Here is an 18,604-nt window from a genome sequence, read left to right as displayed (position 1 = left end):
ATGGATGCTCCGCCGAAACTTAACGATTGGTCACTGGTTCAGAGCTTTCTGGCCGTCGCTGACACGGGGTCGCTGTCTGCGGGCGCGCGCCTGCTGGGGTGCAGCCAGCCGACTTTGGGGCGGCAAATCCAGGCGCTCGAAGACGAATTGAGCGTTGAGCTCTTTACCCGGCACGCACGCGGCTTTGCGCTGAGTGATGCGGGTGCAGGGCTGGTTCCGATGGCCCGACAGATGCAGGCTGCGATGCAGGCGATGACCCTGGCCGCCGCCGGGCAATCGCAACAGCTTGAAGGCACGGTCAGGATAACGGCAAGCGTTTTTGCCTCTCACCACCTGTTGCCTTCGATCCTTGCCGAGATCCGCCGGGCAGAACCGGCGATCCAACTGGATCTGCTGCCATCGGACACCACCGAGAACCTGTTATTTCGAGAGGCCGATATTGCGGTTCGTATGTATCGGCCAACGCAGCTTGACCTTGTTGCCCGCCATGTGGCCGATCTTGAACTGGGCGTGTTTGCCGCGCGCAGCTATCTGGATCGTGTGGGACGTCCGGAAAATGCCGAAGACCTGCTGAATTGCGATCTCATTGGCTATGATCGCAATGATCTGATCCTGCGCAGGATGACCGAAATGGGCTGGCCGGTGCGGCGCGAGGATTTTGTCCTGCGTTGCGACAACCAGGCAACCTATTGGGAACTTGTGAGGGCGGGGTGTGGCATCGGCTTTTCGCAGGTCGGTGTCGCGCGGGCGGATCCGTTGATTGAAAAAATCGATCTGGGCATCACGTTGCCAGCGCTGCCGGTCTGGCTGACGGCGCATCAGGCCATGCGTCAGACGCCGCGCCTGCGTCGGGTCTGGGATCTACTGGCTGCGGGGCTGGCGCGGGCCTGAGACGGCGGTTCGCACGCGCGTGTTATTGACCCTTTGGGTCGTGCGCGGTAGGGGCAGGCAAGAAAAATTCAGGAGAGCCCGCATGTCCAACCCCTCGCTTCTTATCCTTGCCGGTGACGGTATCGGCCCCGAGGTCATGACCCAGGTCAATCGCGTCATCGATTGGATCGGCGACAAGCGTGGTCTTGCCTTTGACGTGTCCGAGGATCTTGTCGGCGGCGCGGCATATGACAAGCACGGCACGCCCCTGCATGACGACACGATGGCCAAGGCAATGGAAGTCGATGCGGTTCTGCTGGGTGCCGTCGGCGGCCCGAAATACGATGCGCTCGACTTCAGCGTAAAGCCGGAGCGCGGCTTGCTGCGTCTGCGCAAGGAAATGGACCTTTATGCCAATCTGCGCCCGGCCCAGTGTTTTGACGCCCTCGCGGATTTCAGCTCGCTCAAGCGCGACGTGGTGGCGGGACTTGATATCGTGATCGTGCGCGAACTGACCAGCGGCATCTATTTCGGCGAGCCGCGCGGCATCATCCATGAAGGCAACGAGCGCGTTGGTATCAACACACAGCGATATACCGAAAGCGAAATCGACCGGGTTGCCCGGTCGGCGTTCGAACTGGCCCGGCGGCGTGGCAACAAGGTCTGCTCGATGGAGAAGGCGAATGTCATGGAATCGGGCATCCTGTGGCGCGAGGTCGTGCAAAAGGTGCATGACGAAGATTACCCGGATGTGGAACTGTCCCACATGTACGCCGATGCCGGCGCGATGCAGTTGTGCCGCTGGCCCAAGCAATTTGACGTGATCGTCACCGACAACCTGTTTGGCGACCTGTTGTCGGATGCCGCAGCGATGCTGACGGGATCACTCGGCATGCTGCCCTCTGCGTCGCTTGGGGCACCGATGGCCAATGGTCGTCCCAAGGCGCTGTACGAGCCGGTGCACGGCTCTGCCCCCGACATCGCCGGACAGGGCAAGGCAAACCCGATCGCCTGTATTCTCAGCTTTGCCATGGCGTTGCGGTATTCCTTTGATCAGGGCGACGAGGCGGTCCGGATTGAAAAAGCGGTCGAAAAGGTTCTGGCCGACGGCCTGCGCACTGCGGATCTGATTGGTGAAGAAGGTGTTGAGCCGGTGAGCACCGAACAAATGGGCGATGCCATTCTGGCCGCGCTTGACGCAAGCCTCTGAATTCGCACACGTGGGGTCTGCCTCCACATGCGCCTCCTGCGGCTGCCGTCAATCGGGCCGGTGGCCATTCAAAGAGCGTTTTGCGCGTTGATCTGACACGGTTCTTGCTAATTTTTCGTCGTCTGGTGTGACGACGCGATGCCTCTGGCGGTTTGTTCAACCCGCCGACCGCCCAGCAAACCGGGGAACTTCAAAGGGCACGTATGCACACACTGACACGATTGATGCATAGATGCCTTGAGTGACGTGCTCTTGCCGTCAAGATTGTGGTCAACTCACAATCCGACGCACGCCGATTCGAGCAAGAGAGAGCGCGTTTCGAAGAAAGGAACATCGCTTGCGTACACTGATGTGTCTTATTTTCTGGGCGCTGGTGATCGCCACGCCAACTCTTGCAAAGCCCACGTTGGCGATCAAGTCCGGCGCGCCTGGTGCCGGTCCCATCGTGGTTGAAGTCGGTTCTATGACACCGGAAATCGCCTATTGGATCACCCTTGTTCCGTCAACGCTACCCATCGGGGAATGGAAGCAATATCACTATTTTGCGGGTCAAACCAACGCTACTGTAACTTTTGACGGTGTCCCCGGGGGCGATTACCAGGTTCGCTTGCATGACCGTTCCGCGGGATACCCGCTGTATGCCGTGCTTGACGTCGCAAAGGCAGCACCACAAGCGACAACCACCGGGGCGCTCGATGGAACCGAAACCATCACACTTCTCAGTGAGCCCTACCTTAACGAGCCGGTACGGGTGTCTTTGACTGGGTTGAACCCCGATCCGGGCGTGACATATTGGATCACACTTATCGAAGCGGATGAGCCCGTGGGCCGATGGCGTAGCTTTCACTACATCACGGGTCAGAGCGAGGCGGATGTCGTTTTCGAGAAACAACCGCGGTCTCGAAATTTGGAATTGCGCCTCCACCAGAAGATGCAGGGTGAGCCGCTCTTGAGTGTTTTGTCGGTAAATGTTGCCCACCGCCCGCCAGCGGGCCCGGCCAGCATGACCGCGACCGCAGGTCCGTTTGAGAATGGGCGTTTTCGGATCAACGTTGCCCTTGAGAACTTGAGCCAGGACGCAGTTTACAGTGTCCAGGTCGCAAACACGGCGCTTCCTGTGGGGTATTATGTCGCGACGTCGACATCTTTCACGGCAACAGCGAGTCACCAGGCGCGCATAGACGTACGCGTCCCGGGTGATTATGCGTTGCGTCTTGTCAGGCGCGGCCAAACCGAAGCCGTCATTGAAACTGATATCAAACTCGCAAACACGGACCAGAGTGTTAAAGTAGATCCTTGTGCGAATTTGTCGGTCGGAGATTCAGACAGCGTGGCAAGATGCCTGACTGCCAAATCACATGAGCGTTGGTCCTATCAACTCAAGAGCGGATACCCGTCCTGCAACCAAGTGCAAATGGACTTGGTGCGCGCCAAGCTCTCGGCGCTTAACGCGAAGGGCGCGCAATCATATCCAAGAGGTTTTGAAGCCCTTTCCCCGATTCCGGTCCCGAGCTGTGTCGAGATTGCCGATGCAGCTCGGCTTGGACTGGGCACGGTGCTCCCCTGGACGAGCTGCGCAAGATCGCTGACGACGACTCCGACCATTGATGAGCGTGTTTCTTGCATGGAATCGCTGCGCAATCGCAACAGGCACCAAGCGGTGGACCTCTACCCGACAAAGTGCATTGGTGTCGAAAAGCTTCTCTTGGAGGCCTATGGGCGTGTCCTGGACCTTGAAGGTGGATCAAAGGAGACCCTCAGCCTTGCTGGTTTTCCCATAGATTGCGATGCCTATGGTGCTTTCATGGACGCAAACGAACGATTTATTGAAGAAAAATCGCGAAAAGAGCTCTTGGCGGCGCAAGCTGAAGCCGAGAAAGCGAGAGAGAAGAACTGGCTGGCGCGCGAAATCGAAAGTGAACGTGCTTTTTGGCGAGTACAACGGACAGGTGAGGCGCTGCTACACCTTCGAAACGCGGTTCATCCGGCCGACCAGATCGACGAAACATATGTGAGCGACGCCTTGATTACTGCACTCCATTTTCTGGAGCCGCGTGGGACGGGGGTCGTCCACAGCGCCAATGGTCTCGTTTCAAACTTGGCAAACCAGATGGTTTTCCATCACGGTGTCAGGCGGGTTCAGCTTCATGGCTGCAAGATCAGCGACGGGACATCAACAACGGCTGTCTGCAGTGCCACGATTGGGATGGTGAATTTCATAGACTTTCCCAATGAGTCGGCCGGAGGTGTTCTTGGCGCGTTCCTGACCGGAATGGGCGGGCAAGGTCCTCGAGATGAAACATTTGATCTCAAGCTCCGACACGATGGCAAACGGTGGCAGATCGCCGAGCTTACAGAGCCATTGGTCAACTTTCTTCTGATCCCGCCACAAAGTGCATTCGAACACAGCCGACCCGACTACAGCCCGGAGGAGTGTGTTTGGATGCAAAGTGTCGGGTTCAACCCGTGTTGACCGACGTCATGGCGCGGGTTGAGAAAATGGTCCGAAAATCCGCGACCACCACTGACTACAATATCTGGCTCAGGAATTCCCTGGTTCGCGGGTCTTCGGCGTTCTTGAAGAAAGTCGCAGGCGGCCCGTGTTCCACGATCACGCCGCGATCGGTGAAATAGATGTGGTCGGCCACTTCGCGTGCAAAGGCCATCTCGTGTGTCACCAGAATGCAGGTCATGCCGTCTTCGGCAAGATCCTTGATGGTTTGCAAGACCTCACCAACAGTCTCCGGATCGAGTGCCGCGGTGACTTCGTCGAACAGGATCACATCAGGGTTCATTGCGAGCGAGCGTGCAATGGCCACACGCTGCTGTTGGCCCCCCGATAGCTCTCCGGGGTAGGCGTTTTCCTTGTTCTCCAGTCGAACACGCTTCAGCAAGGCCCGTGCCGTCGCTTCAGCCTTTGCCTTGTCTTGTTTCAGGACACGCACGGGAGCCATCATGACGTTTTGCAGTGCGGTCTTGTGCGGGAACAAGTTGTACTGCTGGAACACCATCCCGACCTTCTTGCGCAGTTCAAGCTTGTCGAGCCTGGGGTCGTTAACCTCTTGGCCCTCAACGAGAATCGACCCCTGTTGAATGTCGTTAAGCGCGTTCACGCAGCGGATCAGGGTCGATTTCCCGGATCCGGACGGGCCGATGATACAGATCACGTCGCCCTTCATGACATCCAGCGACACGCCGTTCAGGACTTTCAGATCGCCAAAGGATTTATGCACGTCCTTGATGGAAACCATAGGGTCAGCAGGGGTCCAGCTCATGTCGTATCCTCAGTTGATAACAGCGAATTTCGTTTCCAACCACACGGTGAACCGGGCAATCGGATAGCAGTAGGCGAAGAAAAGCAGCAGGACAAAGCCATAGAACGGGGCCAAGAGTTCAGGCCGGCCGCCCTCGGCCGCGAGGGCCTGACCCGTCAGTGTCATCACTTCGGAGACGCCAACGATCGACGCCAGCACGGTGGCCATTGTCAGGATCGAATACAGGTTCATCCAAGGCGGCAGCATTCGCTTGACGCATTGCGGCAGGATGATCAACCACAGCGTCTGCTGGCGGGTATAGGCCAGGCTCTCGGCTGCCTCCCACTGTCCGCTGGGCAGGGATTTGACTGCGCCGCGCACGATCTCTGATACGTTCGCCATAACCGGCAGCGACAGCCCAAGGATTGCTTTGAACCAGTCAGGGAGAGGCACCTTGAGTCCGAAAATGTTGATCTCGAACGGCAACAGGAACATCGCGAAAAACAACAGGACCAGCCAGGGCGCGTTGCGGAAGAACTGGGTCACGAACCATGAGCCGCCGCGCGTCACCCGGAACAGCGATATCTGCCCAAGCCCCAACATCGCGCCGACGGCTGTCCCCAAGGCCATTGCGCTGACGGATATCACAAGGTTGAAGATGAATCCCTTGAGCAGCAATGGCATCCAGTCCAGCAAGACCGCAAAGGGCGTCAGGATCGGCACACCAGTCTGTGCGAATGCCAGCGAAGGCCCGAGAACTGCGAGCGCTGCGATCATCATGATATGCTTGGGCTTGAGACCCATAAAAGGTTCCGGCGTGCGTGGCGTGACCGGCAACATCACGGGAAGATCGGTTTTGTAAGTCATCAGCCAAACCCCGGAATTTTCATAGAGCGTTCCCAACGGTTCATTCCGCTGACAAGGACACCGACAAGTGCGAAGTAGGCCAGTAACAGGAAGATCATCATCTCGGTGACGTTCACATTGTCCGACCATATCTGATTGGCCTCGTACAACATCTCCGGCACTGCAATCGCATAGGCCAGTGTTGTGGTTTTCACCAGATTGACCAGATTGTTGTTGAGCGCGGGTATCACCACCCGAATTGCCAGCGGCAAGGTGATGTCACGGTAGATTTGCAACTTGGAAAAGCCCAGGGCTTCGGCGGCCTCGACCGTTGACTTCGGTACGGCATCGATGCCGGAGCGGAAAATCTCGACGTTGAAAGCACCTGCAAAAAACGACAGGGATATGGCGGCCCAGGCGAAACTTCCCAATATCGGGGACTGGCCGCCCCAATCGTTTTCGACCTTGGGCAGCATCGTACCGATGGCGAAATAGAAAAAATAGAGCTGTACCAGCGGCGGGGTGTTGCGAAACAGCTGGATGTAGCCGTTCACGAAACGGCGGGTCCATTTGAACGATGATCCCTGTAGCCAAGCGCCTATCACGCCAATGATGACAGAGAAGAACAAGCAGACCAACGACAACCAGATGGTCGTGAAAAATCCATCGAGCATGCGGTTACGGTCGTATTCATCATAGAGAAACGGCAGATTGATGCCCGTTTCGTTGTAGAGAACGCGAAACCACTCAAAGATGAAATCCATGCCTGTTCCCCCTCAAGACACGTGGATCAGGCGGTGCATATCGCCCCGCCTGATCCCTGATCTTACTTATATTTGTCGTGCATCGCAGTGGCGAAAGGCGTGTTTGTCACGCCCCATTTTGTTTCGAGCTCGAGGATACGACCGGACTTGTGCCAGCCGACGATCATCTCGCTCATGAGTGTGGCGAAATTGTCTTCGCCCAGCCCCACGGCCAGTCCCCATGGCGCATCGTCGATCGTGGCAAGCGGCATTTCGTAGTCGGCCCATTCCGGATCATTGGTCTTGGCGACAATTGCGCTGTCGTCATAGACGAAGGCGGCGCAATTGCCCGCCTTGAGTGCAGCGTACGCCTCGGCCGTACCTTTGAACGCAACGATTTCGGCTCCGTAGTTTTGCGACGTGGCCTTGTTGTAGAATGCGCCCTGAATGCCGCAGACAGGCTTGCCTCGCAGATCTTCCCATTCTTTCAGGCCGAGGCTTTTCAGCGCCAGAACGTTGGTGCCCGAGGAATAGTAGTTCGGATCAACGATGTTCACGACTTTGCGCCGCTCTTCGTTGTCGGTCATGGTTGCGATCATCAGGTCGATCTTGCCCTGTTCCAGGAATTGCATCCGGTTTGAGCTGACGACAGGCACGTATTCAATCTCGACGCCCAGCTTGTCTGCCACGTCCTTGGCCAGTTCCGGCTCGATCCCGATGATGGCACCGGATGAGTCGAGAAAGCCGTAGGGCTTGTAGTCGGCCTTGACGCCAACAATCAGAGTCCCGCGCTCTTTGATGGTGTCAAGCGCGTCGGCGGATGCCGTCGTCATGGCAAGCGCTGAGACGACCGCCGCTGCCGCGAGTGCTTTGATGGATGTGAGTTTCATTGTTTTTCTCCCTGGTTACGTATCTTGGGTTCGTTTCTTGTTCGTTCGGTTGCTCGTCAGTCTTCCGGTAGACTCGTCCGATCCGAGCGCATCGGGCGATGGCGGCAATTGCCAACACTTCGATCAGATAGTGTGGCTGCGCCATGGGAGATTGTACACAGGTGTGTTGATTGAATCGACCGATGCGTTACAGACTGCGTTCATGGCGCTCTAATCGCACCTATCCATGCGTTGTGGGCAGACGACCCTGCTGCATGTCGAAGAGTGGATGTCGCTGAAGCTATCGGATGCCCGCATCCCGGCGAGATCGTCACGGATCAATAACTTTGGGCGAGCGTGAACTTTGCGTTGCGCATCAGTCATCGTCGTTTTCAGGTTGGATGGATGCCCGGCCCGCGCCAACACTTGCCCGCCAGGTACGATCATTTCCGGCCATGGTTCAATTACTGGATTTTATTATGTATACGTTAATGAGGGCTATGTGAGCTTTGCGGCCAGAAGCAGGGGTTTAGGGGCGGGATGAAACAGCAATTCGATATCGCAGTCTTTGAAGGTGACGGAATCGGTCCCGAGATCATGAAACCGACACTGGAAATTCTCGCACGCCTGTCGGATTCAGGGGGGTATCACCTTGAGTTCAACACCGTACCGGCCGGCGCCGCCCACTATGCGCAGACCGGTGAATCACTGCCCGCGGCGTCGATGGCGGCTGCACGTGATTCGCATGCGATCCTTCTGTCGGCCATGGGTCTGCCCAGTGTGCGCTATGACGACGGGACAGAGATTTCACCTCAGATCGACCTGCGCAAGACGCTGACGCTTTTTGCGGGCGTTCGACCCGTGCGCATCTTTCCGGGGCAAAGGACGCCGCTGAAAATGCCGGACGGCAAAGAGGTGGATTTCGTGCTGATCCGCGAAAGTACCGAAGGCCTGTTTCACACCCAGGGCCGGGGCGAGATCACCCGCGATGAAGCGCGCGAAACCTTGCTGATCACCCGTGACATATCGGAAAAACTGTTTCGCTTTGCCTTTGGGCTGGCAAGAGAACGCAAGGCTCGGGGCCGCGGCAAAGGCCGTGTTACCTGCGTCGACAAGGCCAATGTCTTTCGGGCCTTTGCCTTCTTTCGCGAGATTTTCGATGCTGAAGCGGCAAAAAATCCTGATCTGATCGCGGATCACGCCTATGTTGATGCAACCGCGCTCTGGTTTGTGCTGAAACCTTGGGAGTTCGACGTATTGGTCACAGAGAACATGTTCGGCGACATCCTCTCTGATCTTGGTGCGGGGCTGATGGGCGGATTGGGCGTGGCCCCGTCCGCAGATATCGGCTTGGACCACGCGGTGTTTCAGCCGTGCCACGGCTCTGCGCCCGATATTGCCGGACACGGCATAGCGAACCCGCTCGCGATGATACTATCCGGTGCGATGATGCTGGACTGGCTTGGCCTGCGTCATGACGTGCCGCAAATGGTAGCGGACGGTACTCGCGTGCGCGAGGCGGTCGAGACCGTCATCGCCGAGGGCAGGGTCCTGACCGCTGATCTTGGCGGCTCTGCGAGCACGCAGGACGCGGCCGTAGCTGTAATGGCGCAACTGGATATCGCATGACGGCGATGGCGCCTCTGCGCGTTGCGTGCCTTGGTGCGGGATATTTCAGCCAGTTTCATTATGATGCATGGGCGCGTATCAAAGAGGTCACGCTTGTCGGAGCGACGGATCTCGACCTGGACGCTGCGGTGGCCACCGGACTGACGGCCTTCGATAATCTCGACCGAATGATCGAACAGACCAAGCCAGACATCCTCGATATCATCCTGCCACCTGCCGGCCATGCAGCATCGATTCGAACGGCAATTGCGGCAGGGATTCCCACCGTCATTTGCCAAAAGCCCTTTTGCCTCGACCTTGCAGAGGCCACCCAAATCGCAGCCGAGGCCCAGGCGGCGGGCGTGACGGTGGTCGTGCACGAGAACTTTCGCTTCATGCCATGGTACCGTGCAATCAAGGCCGTCATCGACGCCGGCGGCATCGGCACAATCCTTCAGGCCACGTTCCGTCTGCGTCCTGGTGACGGCCAGGGGCCGCGTGCCTATCTCGACCGGCAACCCTACTTTCATTCCATGCCCCAACTGCTGATCCACGAGACGGGCGTGCATTGGATCGATACGTTCCGCTATCTGTTTGGTGATCCTGTCGCAGTCTATGCCGACCTGCGGCGCATCAATCCCGTGTTGGCCGGTGAGGATGCAGGCTTTGTCCTGCTTGATCACCCGTCCGGCGTGCGTGCGCTCTTTGACGGCAATCGCCTGCTTGATCACGCGTCGGACAATCAACGCCGTACCATGGGTGAAGCGCTGATCGAGGGGACCGACGGTGCTCTGACGCTCCTGGGGGATGGCAGTGTCACAATGCGCAGGTTCGGTCATCTGGATACCCGGCAGGTTCTGGCGCCTGACAGATGGCAGGGATTTGGCGGTGACTGCGTTCGCGCCTTGCAGGCTCATGTGGTTTGCGCACGGCTCAATGGCTCTGAGCTTGAGAACACCTGCCAGGATTACCTGACTGTGATCCGCGTGCGAGATGGGATATACCGCTCTACCGAGACTGGAACCAAAATAAGGATCTGATCGCGAATGGATGGCGGTGCAAAACAGATGTCCAACACCCAGAGAGCGGTCGAGGAATTGCGCCGATTGATCTTTTCCGGCGAGCTTGGTGCTGGCTCCGATCATCTCGAAAGTGAATTGGCAGACCGTCTGGGCATGTCCCGCACGCCCGTTCGCGAGGCGGCCATGTTGCTTGCGGCGCAAGGTCTGGTAGAAATGCGACCCCGCAAGGGACTACGTGTCCTTGCCCTGGCACCTGACGACATGCGGGACATCTACGAAGTCCTGACAGAACTTGAAAGCCTGTCCGCCGAAAACGCTGCCCGCATGGGATATTCAGACGCGGATTTATCAAAGCTCACGCAAGCGATCAATGACATGGACGACGCGCTTGAACACGAGAACCTAGAGGCCTGGGCGCTCGCCGATGACCAATTTCATGCTGAACTCGTTTGGCTCGGCAAGAACAGCCGCGTGCAGTCCATCGCAGCCATGATGGTGGATCAGGTGCGCCGCGCCCGCGCCCTGACGCTGCAATTCCGCCCGTTGCCATTGAAATCAAACCAGGATCACCGTGGTGTCCTCGAAGCCATCCGATCAGGGGATGCCCTTAAGGCACGCCAGCTCCATCATGCGCACCGGACCGATGCCAAGGGAATATTGCTCGGCATTCTCGAGAAATACCGTCTTCGGCATCTGTAGGACTGAGAGTCCGTCCGAGGCCATAACCGTTTTTTGGCAAAGTCTTCGGAGCATCGCTCGAATTGAAGCCAATCGCACGAATGCCAACGCGTTCTGGTTCAGGCACTCCCAGTCCTATGCCAGACGGCGGCAGCGATTGAGCCATCCTATGGTCCGCTCGACCACCCACCGCCTGGGCAGGACGACGAAATTGCCGACATCCGTGCGCTTGACGATTTCAACATTGATCTTGCAACATACCTTATTCGGCCAATCTTGGAACATTGGTCCCTGGTAGCCGCTGTCGGCGTGAACTTTCGGCAATGATGGATACCGTCCGAACAGTGCGCCGATCAGCATGACGCTTGCGTCGCGGTCCTGGATTCCGGCCGAATGTACGATGACTTGCATCAAAAAGACCTTGGGTATCGACGAGGATGTGGCGCTTCTTGCCCTTGATCTTCTTGCCGGCGTCAAAGCCCTGTGGGTCAATCAAGACCCAACTTTCCTCGTCGGTCAAATCGCTGGGATGGCGCAGACCATTTCGGTCATAACGACCGCGGTTCTCGTTCGTCCACATCCGGAAGCTTCTGCAAAACCTTGCCTCAGTCGAAGGTTCACATGTGATTCCAAAGATTCAAGATGTTCTCTGATGGACACTGAGACGCAGTTGTGCCTCATGCGTGAGGTCGTCAACTCCCGAAACAGCAGACCGAGTTCAAGGGTGATAGAGCAAGCCGCTGCCGGGTAACGGCAGCGCTGCGCTCAATACTACAATCCGGTTGCCGGCCGGACATTCCCTTTCCCCGGCCGGGCCTATCTTGCGGCCTCTATCAAAGCCATCCTACTTCGGATCAGGGCGCGCTGATACATGAACGTATTCAGGGAAATTGCGGGCGTTTGCGACCCGTAGTCGCAGGAGGACTGCTGGAATTACCTCACTGCCACCACTTACGTATCAGTGGTATGTTTGCAGCGATGTCGCCTTTGAGCACAGCAATCCGGAGCTAGAGATCAACGCCTTGTTTGACGAAGCCCATTGCGATGGTTGACGCAGCAAGAGATTTCACATCTTGCGTCTCGACACGGTTCTTGCGGTGGTAGCCTGTTGGTTTTGGCCACTGCGTCCGTCCAAAGCACCTGGGGAATTCAAGGTGTCATTGCGAGCAATTGCCCCTGTGATCGTCGGCGTACCGGGCTTGACAGTCTTTTACGGTGGGATGGCGACAATCGCCTCGTTGTGTCCGCGACACTCGCGAGTTCCATCCGCCGTGACCAGCTAGGGTTTTCGATCGCGTGGGATTTGTTCAGGAGTCGGGGCAGCACATTGGCATCCCCTATGTTGCTGTCGATGAGAATGTTGAGCGAGTGGTAGAAGCCGCGATACAACAGGGTCGCATTCGGCCTTCGTTGATGGCCGGAAATCCGGCTGAAATCCGGCACAGCCCAACCCATCGCAACAGGCTTTGGATGAACCGGTTGTTTGCCTCAATGGCATGCCGCAGAGGAGTTTCAAAGTCGGGAAGCGCTGGATCGCACTTCGAAGAAACGCCTCGGCCGACCGCGTTTGCCGATCGGCGGCGGTGCCTGGACCAATTGCGGTTCAAACCGGATTGTCAGCGATCCGCGGTGCTTCGGTGTGATGTTGCGAGCCGACCAATTCGCGGTCTTGTGCATCTTATGGACCCCTCCTGCCCGTGCCTACAATCAATCTATCAGCTGGATATGATCATGGCCCTCTCACCTGATTTGCGAGGCAAGGCCCTCTAGCAACGTCAGTGCATTGGCATTTGCGGTCGCACCGGTGCCGATCTCCGCGATCTGGGATCGCGCAAGAAACAGCTGTGTCAGGCGCTCTATGTTTTCGGTGTTTGCGAATTGCGCGACCGTGTCGTCCCCGGTTACAGACCGGGTCCTTTCCCGAAAAACTTCGTACTGTTGATCAATATCGATCTGTCCGAACGACGCGGGTAAACCCAAAGAGGTTTCGAACAGGGACCTGAGAGGCGGCAATCCCATCAGTGTGTACCATTTTGCTTCCTCGCTCATTTCTTCATTTGCAAGGCTTGCCAATTCTCGTTGTGCATAGAGGGCAACTCGCATGGTGTCGTTTTGTTCACCGACTGAGATTTCAAACGATTGAACTTTGAAATTCTCAACGATTTTCGCCATCTTCTGCGGGTTGGCAGTGGTCTTTGCTTCTCCTGGCCCAAATCCAAACGCAGCGCTCAGCCGCTTGTACCGATCGTCGGCCAATTTGTTGGCCAGGGCATCATCGCTTGCGGTACCGTCTTCTAGTATTTTCTGGATGAAATACCGATTATCCAGATCATCCTGAAGCCCGAAGGCACCAAGGGCGACGGACAGGACACGACGGTTCTTTACGAGGTCTTCCGCCGTTTCGATCGTACCGATGGTATCGGTAAAGTACTCTATGTTTCGTGACAGTTGGGACGACTTCTCGAACGCATCAAACTGCGGCTCGTAAGTCCGCTGCAGAAATTTCCAGCCCGCGATTCCCGAGCCAACGACGACTGGCTGGAAGGTCATGAAGGGCGCGCCGCCAAGAGCCGGTCTTCGCGCGGCATCAGACTTCGCAGGGCTTTTAGACATCTGTAATGATGCTCTGCGATGAGTGCATCCGTTGCCTCGGCCAGTGAGGCACGGCTATCGGCATCTTTGAAGACCTGGCTCAATTCCTCGATACGTCGCAACAAGGCATGTCGTGCCGTTTCAGGATCGCTGTCGCCAGTAAGTATCAGCTGTGCGGCATAGCATACACGCCGAACGGGTGTCGTCGCCTCTTCGGGGTGGATCGCGTCGCGCAGCCGCAGGATGTTGGCATCAGGCGTCACGATGGAAAGCCGACTGCGTCGGTCGCCATTTTCGATGACGGCGCCATTCACGAGCACACGTTCCTTGGGGGCAAGCTTGAGGATGAGTCCGCTCATATCACTGTGTTCCGCCGCGGAGGCCGCGCAGGATGGCCGTGTTGATCTCTAGCAATGGTTCGATTGTCGCCTGGCGCGCGAGAACCTTGCTGGTGTGATGATTGGTAAACTCTGCCAGATACAGGATCCGGGCCCTGAGATCCGCAGGCAAGGGGTTTGCCTTGTCGGCAACGTCAATGGCAAAGATCGTCCACAGCTTGCGATTGTCGCTCAGTGCTTCAGCAAGTGCTGCGAACCCACCTGCTCCCTCTGCGTCGGCAGAACGAATGCGTGTCGTGATACGGGCAATTGCTTCGTATTCCGTGCCCCGAGTCGTGCGTGTCGGGGCCGATGCGGCGGAATAGGCGCGGTGCGCCTGGGACAGGGCGTTCAAATCAGGACCTCACATATCTGAGTGCTTCAGAAGGGAAACCGGGGCGCGTGACGCCCCGGCCGGTTCCATGGTTCCGTTAGCGGAACAGCGACAGGATGGATTGCGGTGCCTGGTTGGCGATCGACAACGCCTGTACACCCAGCTGCTGTTGCGTCTGAAGTGCCTGCAGGCGCGCCGATGCGGCTTCCATATCGGCATCGACCAAACTGCCGATACCGGACTTCATCGCATCCATCACTTTACCGACAAAGACGTTCTGGTCGGCAATGCGTTTGGCCGAGGCACCAAGTGCGGCTGCGCCATCCACGGCCGTCTGAATATGCGCTTCGAGGGCCGTGATTGACGCAACGGCGTTGGTGGCGTCGCTAACGTCGATGTCGGACAGGTCGAGGTTCGATGTGAAATCAACCGCTGTAACGGTGATCTCGGCAACCGTGATCGCACCAGCATTGTCGCGATCGATCGAAGAGGTCACTGTCAGGTCGACGCCGTCATCATTCAGCAGGTTCATTCCGTTGAATTGCGACGCATTGATGATCGAAGTCACCTGCGCAATCGATTCGTTGATGTCTGCCGTCAGCTTGGTGTAGTCAACGTTCTCACCGGTTGCCGCAACCACCTTTTCCTTCATGTCACTCAGAACATTGGTGATCTGTTCTGCGCCCGCCGATGCGACTGCAACGGTCGATTCACCGAGGGACAGCGAGTCGGAAACAGCCTGAAAGCCACTCACGTCGGATTCCATCACCTTGGAGATTGCCCAGATGGCAGAATTGTCCTTGGCCGAACCGACATCCTTGCCAGTGGAAATCTGGTCCTGTGTCTTGGCCAGATTGGTATTGATGGATTTCAGGGTTTGCAGTGCAACCATTGCGCTGTTGTTTGTCAGAATGCTTGACATAGCATTGTTCCTTTGGTCATTGGGCAGCTTCTACCCGGATTCATGCCGCCCTTCCGGGCAGCCCAAACGTCTTTCTGACTACTGCGAAGACCGTGCTTTCGGTTTCGCGCCACCTTTTGTTTCAGATGCCTCATCAACATGCGCGCTATGTCCTAATGGAATCCTAAACCGCTTGGCGAAGTTTGATTGCATTTGCCTCAAACTGAACGTCAGGCGCGCTTTTCGACGTTGGTACTGGTCTGCGTTCCAAAGGTCTGCTTGTTGCCGCGGCGGTCATAGGTCTCGAGCCCGGAGCGCACCCGCCGAAGGTCTGCCATGCGGTTCGCGACCGCGCGGATCCCATCCAGAGCGCTGTTCAGGAGCGCCTGATTGCGTGTCACCTTCTGGTGAACGCTCTCAAGGGTGGGCCGGTCTTCCGGAGGCAGAGCATTGAACCTGTCTACCAGGTCTTCCTTTGCCGACATCAGCTTGGCGATCTGCTCCAGCTTTCCGCCGAGAAGCGCCTCGCGTTCACGACCCAGGAGGTCATCCAGTGCGTCGATCAGGTCTTGGTGAGTTTCATCCGTCATGACGCGATTCCTTCAGTGCATTATAGAGCGACTCGGCCAATCCGATGCCGCCGGTTTTTGCTATTTGTTCGGCTTGGGCCCGCACCAGAAGGGAAGCATACTGGTCTTCACCGGCGCCGCCTCCCATCGACTCGCGGGACTTTCCCAGCCCTGCCGATTTCAACATTTCTGTCAGAAAAGCGGCCTCAAGCTCGGTCGCGGCCTGTCGCAGCGGGGTGTCGCGCGCATCGACTCCGGGCTTTGCGATCATAGGTGTGGTCAGTGTCAGTGGAGTCATGGATTGCCTCGAATTGCTCGGATTTTGTGAGGATGACGCCATTCCAGTTAAAATATCCGTAACTGGTTTGGATGATGGTCGGGTCATCAAGAAAGAATTCTGGTGACGCATGCAGATCAATTCCCATCCTGTCCGACCAACTGGTGGAGCGCCGGATGCCCTCAGTCCGGCATCTCGCGTGGAAACCGAAGTCAACGCCAAGGAAACCACCTTCGCATCTGCTCTCGCAAGGATGCTTGGTGATGCTCACAAAAAACCCGCGCCAACAGAACCACAGAGTTCGGAGGCCAATGAGGTCGATGCCGAGAGCAGCGAGATAGAGTTTGCCACGATCGGGGAGACCGATGGCATGGGTGATGACACGGCCGACGATATGGCGTTGATGGCCGACGTGGGGGCATTCACCGCCAAGCCCGCAAAAACGGTCACGGAACATTCTGCTCGACAAACCGATCCTGTCGAACCCAGAGACGAGAGGTTCTTGACGGCGAACCACGCGGACGAGAATCTTTCTGAGGTCGCCGGTTTGCCGCAGGTCTCGGGTGCCGAAGCGCTGACCCAAGGGTCGCCGGAGTGGGATCCGTCGCGGGGTGCGCGCGGGGAGAGTGGGAGCAAAGCCCAGCTCGGAGAGAAAGTGCTGAACGACACATCCCGAGCGCGGGAAACCGGGACTGTTTCATGGGGGCTGCCCAACCTACACAGCACGAAAAGGGATGTTCCATCCGCGGTGCAGGTGAAGGCCACGAATGCAATGGATGGGGCGCAGGGAATCGATAAGGACTTGCTCGCAACCTCCCGGATGTCCGCGAACAACGTACCATCTCCGACCGATACAGTCGAAAAATCGAGCGAGAACCCCGCAAGCGCTGCAGGCATGCTCAACGAAGTGTGGGGAGGGCGGCAACCGTACAGCGGTGCCAAGCCAGCGACTGATCACATGGCGCAAATCGGTCAGGAGAGGGTGCAGGACGTGTCGCCTGCCACTGGCTTGGATGAGGGGGGACGCAGGGTCACAGCACCTGAAACTGAAGCCCCGACCGGATCGCCTGCCAAGGGCACACCGCGCCCAAGCATATCTCAGGAGCAGATTTCCAACCCGCTTGCGCATGGTCCTGAAAGTATGGCTTCGTTGTTCCCCGCGACCGAAACCGCAGGTTTGGAGACATTCGTGTCGGCGGGCGAATCACCCGACTGGGCCCCGTCGAGATCAGTTGGTGCCACAGGCTTCGCACCGTCAGTTTCTGCAGAGACGATCCTGGCCCGCCCGGAAACAGTGCGCAATGCCGCAGCCTACGCGGTCGAGATATTTGCCCGTGAATCGGGCAAAACGGTTGAAATTGCGCTTAACCCGGAAGAGCTTGGCCGGGTGCGCATGGCCTTATCAACGAGCGACGCCGGTGTGACCGTCCTGATCACATCCGAACGGCCCGAAACGCTCGAGTTGATGCGCCGCCATATTGAGCAGCTTTCCCAAGAGTTTCAGAAGCTTGGCTATGGGCAGGCGAGTTTCGAATTCAACAGCGACGGGTCGAGCGGTCATGATCACTCACAAGACGGCGGCCACGCAGCGACCGACGCCGCCAACGCCGCTGGAGAAACACAGAACACAATGCCAAACCGCCTGGTTCAATCCGGGCTCGACCTGAGGCTCTAATCATGACCGAAATAACCACATCCGTTGCATCAGTTACCGCATCAACGGCGGCGCGCACAGCATCTGTCACGTCTTCGGCTTCGGGAAGCGCGGGCTTGACCTCGGATTTCGAGACGTTTCTCAAGATGCTGACGGCCCAGGCCCGTTACCAGGATCCGCTGGAACCTATCGACTCGACCGAATATGCAGCACAGCTGGCGCAGTTTTCGATGGTCGAACAACAGGTCCAGACCAATGATACGCTGACGGCCCTGTTTGCCCAGATGGATTCATCCAACATGGCCGCGCTCGCCGGTTGGGTAGGAATGGAAATCCGGGCGGATACGCCTGTCTACTTTGACGGGCAGCCGGTGACTGTTTCTCCGGGCGTGGCACCGACGGCGGATGCTGCCTATCTGGTCGTTACGGGTGCTGATGGGCGAGAAGTGCAGCGCTCGATGATTGACCTGACCGGCGATCCCGTACAGTGGGCAGGAGTCGATGATTCCGGGGCCCCCTTTGCGAACGGGGTGTATGCATTCTCTGTGGCCAGCTTCCGAAACGGAACCGAAATCACGCCTGTCACAACCGAGGTTTATGGTCGGATTTCCGAAGCGCAGTTCAAGGACAACGCTGTTGTTCTGGTACTCGAGGGTGGTCCATCCGTGGCCGCCAGCGAGGTTTCGGCGCTGCGCGAAGGCGGCTAGGGCCGCGCACCGATCACAAGTTTACTGGGATCATATCCAGTCTTGATTGGCCAAAGCTCTCTGTCGCGTAGATACAAGTGACGGAAGCGAAGA

General features: G+C 57.5%; 18 protein-coding genes and 1 pseudogene. 8 read left to right on the top strand and 11 right to left on the bottom strand.

All coding sequences use genetic code 11. From position 1 onward, the window contains the following. The 3 genes from QO231_RS04425 (at window position 1) to QO231_RS04415 (ending at window position 4,553) form a co-directional block, all read left to right on the top strand. Window positions 1-891 carry a LysR family transcriptional regulator gene (locus tag QO231_RS04425; protein WP_316773690.1) on the top strand — a complete coding sequence of 297 codons (891 nt, stop codon included), beginning with the start codon at window positions 1-3 and terminating at the stop codon, window positions 889-891. An 82-nt stretch (window positions 892-973) separates the two neighbouring features. Continuing rightward, window positions 974-2,080 carry a 3-isopropylmalate dehydrogenase gene (leuB, locus tag QO231_RS04420; RefSeq protein ID WP_316773689.1) on the top strand — a complete coding sequence of 369 codons (1,107 nt, stop codon included), beginning with the start codon at window positions 974-976 and terminating at the stop codon, window positions 2,078-2,080. A 337-nt stretch (window positions 2,081-2,417) separates the two neighbouring features. Beyond that, entirely contained in the window at window positions 2,418-4,553 is a 2,136-nt protein-coding gene (locus QO231_RS04415) for a hypothetical protein (RefSeq protein WP_316773688.1), read from the top strand. 55 nt (window positions 4,554-4,608) lie between these two features. Here the strand turns inward: QO231_RS04415 and QO231_RS04410 are convergent, their stop codons facing one another. The 4 genes from QO231_RS04410 to QO231_RS04395 form a co-directional block, all read right to left on the bottom strand. Then, window positions 4,609-5,355 (bottom strand): amino acid ABC transporter ATP-binding protein, encoded by a 747-nt coding sequence (locus tag QO231_RS04410; RefSeq protein ID WP_316773686.1) that lies wholly within the window; start codon window positions 5,353-5,355, stop codon window positions 4,609-4,611. Window positions 5,356-5,364: 9 nt separating this feature from the next. Further along, window positions 5,365-6,201, bottom strand: a complete 837-nt coding sequence (locus QO231_RS04405; protein WP_316773684.1) for an amino acid ABC transporter permease — start codon at window positions 6,199-6,201, stop codon at window positions 5,365-5,367. Continuing rightward, window positions 6,201-6,944, bottom strand: coding sequence for an amino acid ABC transporter permease (locus tag QO231_RS04400; RefSeq protein ID WP_316773682.1), 744 nt, complete (start codon window positions 6,942-6,944; stop codon window positions 6,201-6,203). The genes QO231_RS04405 and QO231_RS04400 overlap by 1 nt, the downstream gene beginning before the upstream one ends. Before the next feature lie 62 nt (window positions 6,945-7,006). Next, a complete protein-coding gene (locus QO231_RS04395) occupies window positions 7,007-7,813 on the bottom strand; it encodes a transporter substrate-binding domain-containing protein (RefSeq protein ID WP_316773680.1) in 807 nt (268 codons plus the stop codon). 519 nt (window positions 7,814-8,332) lie between these two features. On the opposite strand from QO231_RS04395, the gene QO231_RS04390 reads away from it, so the two are divergent. From QO231_RS04390 to QO231_RS04380, 3 genes are read left to right on the top strand one after another with little or no spacing between them, the layout of a single operon-like run. Further along, window positions 8,333-9,421 carry an isocitrate/isopropylmalate dehydrogenase family protein gene (locus tag QO231_RS04390; RefSeq protein WP_316773678.1) on the top strand — a complete coding sequence of 363 codons (1,089 nt, stop codon included), beginning with the start codon at window positions 8,333-8,335 and terminating at the stop codon, window positions 9,419-9,421. After that, a complete protein-coding gene (locus QO231_RS04385; protein WP_316773677.1) occupies window positions 9,418-10,440 on the top strand; it encodes a Gfo/Idh/MocA family protein in 1,023 nt (340 codons plus the stop codon). Before QO231_RS04390 ends, QO231_RS04385 begins: the two co-directional genes overlap by 4 nt. A 6-nt stretch (window positions 10,441-10,446) precedes the next feature. Further along, window positions 10,447-11,121: a GntR family transcriptional regulator gene (locus QO231_RS04380; RefSeq protein WP_316773675.1), complete on the top strand. Its 675-nt coding sequence runs from the start codon at window positions 10,447-10,449 to the stop codon at window positions 11,119-11,121. A gap of 36 nt (window positions 11,122-11,157) precedes the next feature. Here QO231_RS04380 and QO231_RS04375 read toward each other — a convergent pair. The 7 genes and pseudogenes from QO231_RS04375 to QO231_RS04340 all read right to left on the bottom strand — a co-directional run. Continuing rightward, a pseudogene (locus QO231_RS04375) lies at window positions 11,158-11,680 on the bottom strand (transposase); the annotation flags it as partial. Window positions 11,681-12,840: 1,160 nt separating this feature from the next. Next, window positions 12,841-13,650, bottom strand: a complete 810-nt coding sequence (locus tag QO231_RS04365; protein ID WP_316773672.1) for a DUF1217 domain-containing protein — start codon at window positions 13,648-13,650, stop codon at window positions 12,841-12,843. Then, the gene (gene flbT / locus QO231_RS04360) at window positions 13,647-14,051 is read right to left on the bottom strand and encodes a flagellar biosynthesis repressor FlbT (RefSeq protein WP_316773671.1); all 405 of its coding nucleotides are present in this window, start codon (window positions 14,049-14,051) and stop codon (window positions 13,647-13,649) included. Before flbT ends, QO231_RS04365 begins: the two co-directional genes overlap by 4 nt. 1 nt (window position 14,052) lies before the next feature. Beyond that, the gene (gene flaF, locus QO231_RS04355; protein ID WP_316773670.1) at window positions 14,053-14,424 is read right to left on the bottom strand and encodes a flagellar biosynthesis regulator FlaF; all 372 of its coding nucleotides are present in this window, start codon (window positions 14,422-14,424) and stop codon (window positions 14,053-14,055) included. A 76-nt stretch (window positions 14,425-14,500) separates the two neighbouring features. After that, window positions 14,501-15,325, bottom strand: coding sequence for a flagellin N-terminal helical domain-containing protein (locus QO231_RS04350; protein ID WP_316773669.1), 825 nt, complete (start codon window positions 15,323-15,325; stop codon window positions 14,501-14,503). 209 nt (window positions 15,326-15,534) lie between these two features. After that, window positions 15,535-15,894: a flagellar biosynthesis protein FlgN gene (locus QO231_RS04345; RefSeq protein WP_316773667.1), complete on the bottom strand. Its 360-nt coding sequence runs from the start codon at window positions 15,892-15,894 to the stop codon at window positions 15,535-15,537. After that, window positions 15,884-16,144: a rod-binding protein gene (locus QO231_RS04340; RefSeq protein WP_316773860.1), complete on the bottom strand. Its 261-nt coding sequence runs from the start codon at window positions 16,142-16,144 to the stop codon at window positions 15,884-15,886. The genes QO231_RS04345 and QO231_RS04340 overlap by 11 nt, the downstream gene beginning before the upstream one ends. A gap of 205 nt (window positions 16,145-16,349) precedes the next feature. Between QO231_RS04340 and fliK the strand changes: the two genes are divergently transcribed. Next, window positions 16,350-17,825 carry a flagellar hook-length control protein FliK gene (fliK, locus tag QO231_RS04335; protein ID WP_316773665.1) on the top strand — a complete coding sequence of 492 codons (1,476 nt, stop codon included), beginning with the start codon at window positions 16,350-16,352 and terminating at the stop codon, window positions 17,823-17,825. Between the two features lie 2 nt (window positions 17,826-17,827). Beyond that, window positions 17,828-18,511: a flagellar hook capping FlgD N-terminal domain-containing protein gene (locus QO231_RS04330; protein ID WP_316773663.1), complete on the top strand. Its 684-nt coding sequence runs from the start codon at window positions 17,828-17,830 to the stop codon at window positions 18,509-18,511. The last annotated feature ends 93 nt before the right edge of the window (window positions 18,512-18,604 follow it).

Origin of the sequence: Sedimentitalea todarodis (assembly GCF_032595355.1) — a bacterium.
Taxonomy (GTDB): domain Bacteria; phylum Pseudomonadota; class Alphaproteobacteria; order Rhodobacterales; family Rhodobacteraceae; genus Sedimentitalea; species Sedimentitalea todarodis.
This window is presented reverse-complemented; position numbering and strand designations above follow the sequence as displayed.

Coding starts and splice junctions, on each gene's coding strand:
- QO231_RS04380 (WP_316773675.1), top strand. CDS start 10,447: ATGGATGGCGGTGCAAAACAGATGTCCAACACCCAGAGAGCGGTCGAG.
- QO231_RS04350 (WP_316773669.1), bottom strand. CDS start 15,325: ATGTCAAGCATTCTGACAAACAACAGCGCAATGGTTGCACTGCAAACC.
- QO231_RS04405 (WP_316773684.1), bottom strand. CDS start 6,201: ATGACTTACAAAACCGATCTTCCCGTGATGTTGCCGGTCACGCCACGC.
- QO231_RS04425 (WP_316773690.1), top strand. CDS start 1: ATGGATGCTCCGCCGAAACTTAACGATTGGTCACTGGTTCAGAGCTTT.
- QO231_RS04345 (WP_316773667.1), bottom strand. CDS start 15,894: ATGACGGATGAAACTCACCAAGACCTGATCGACGCACTGGATGACCTC.
- QO231_RS04385 (WP_316773677.1), top strand. CDS start 9,418: ATGACGGCGATGGCGCCTCTGCGCGTTGCGTGCCTTGGTGCGGGATAT.
- QO231_RS04390 (WP_316773678.1), top strand. CDS start 8,333: ATGAAACAGCAATTCGATATCGCAGTCTTTGAAGGTGACGGAATCGGT.
- QO231_RS04340 (WP_316773860.1), bottom strand. CDS start 16,144: ATGATCGCAAAGCCCGGAGTCGATGCGCGCGACACCCCGCTGCGACAG.
- QO231_RS04410 (WP_316773686.1), bottom strand. CDS start 5,355: ATGAGCTGGACCCCTGCTGACCCTATGGTTTCCATCAAGGACGTGCAT.
- QO231_RS04395 (WP_316773680.1), bottom strand. CDS start 7,813: ATGAAACTCACATCCATCAAAGCACTCGCGGCAGCGGCGGTCGTCTCA.
- leuB (WP_316773689.1), top strand. CDS start 974: ATGTCCAACCCCTCGCTTCTTATCCTTGCCGGTGACGGTATCGGCCCC.
- flbT (WP_316773671.1), bottom strand. CDS start 14,051: ATGAGCGGACTCATCCTCAAGCTTGCCCCCAAGGAACGTGTGCTCGTG.
- QO231_RS04330 (WP_316773663.1), top strand. CDS start 17,828: ATGACCGAAATAACCACATCCGTTGCATCAGTTACCGCATCAACGGCG.
- QO231_RS04400 (WP_316773682.1), bottom strand. CDS start 6,944: ATGGATTTCATCTTTGAGTGGTTTCGCGTTCTCTACAACGAAACGGGC.
- QO231_RS04365 (WP_316773672.1), bottom strand. CDS start 13,650: ATGACCTTCCAGCCAGTCGTCGTTGGCTCGGGAATCGCGGGCTGGAAA.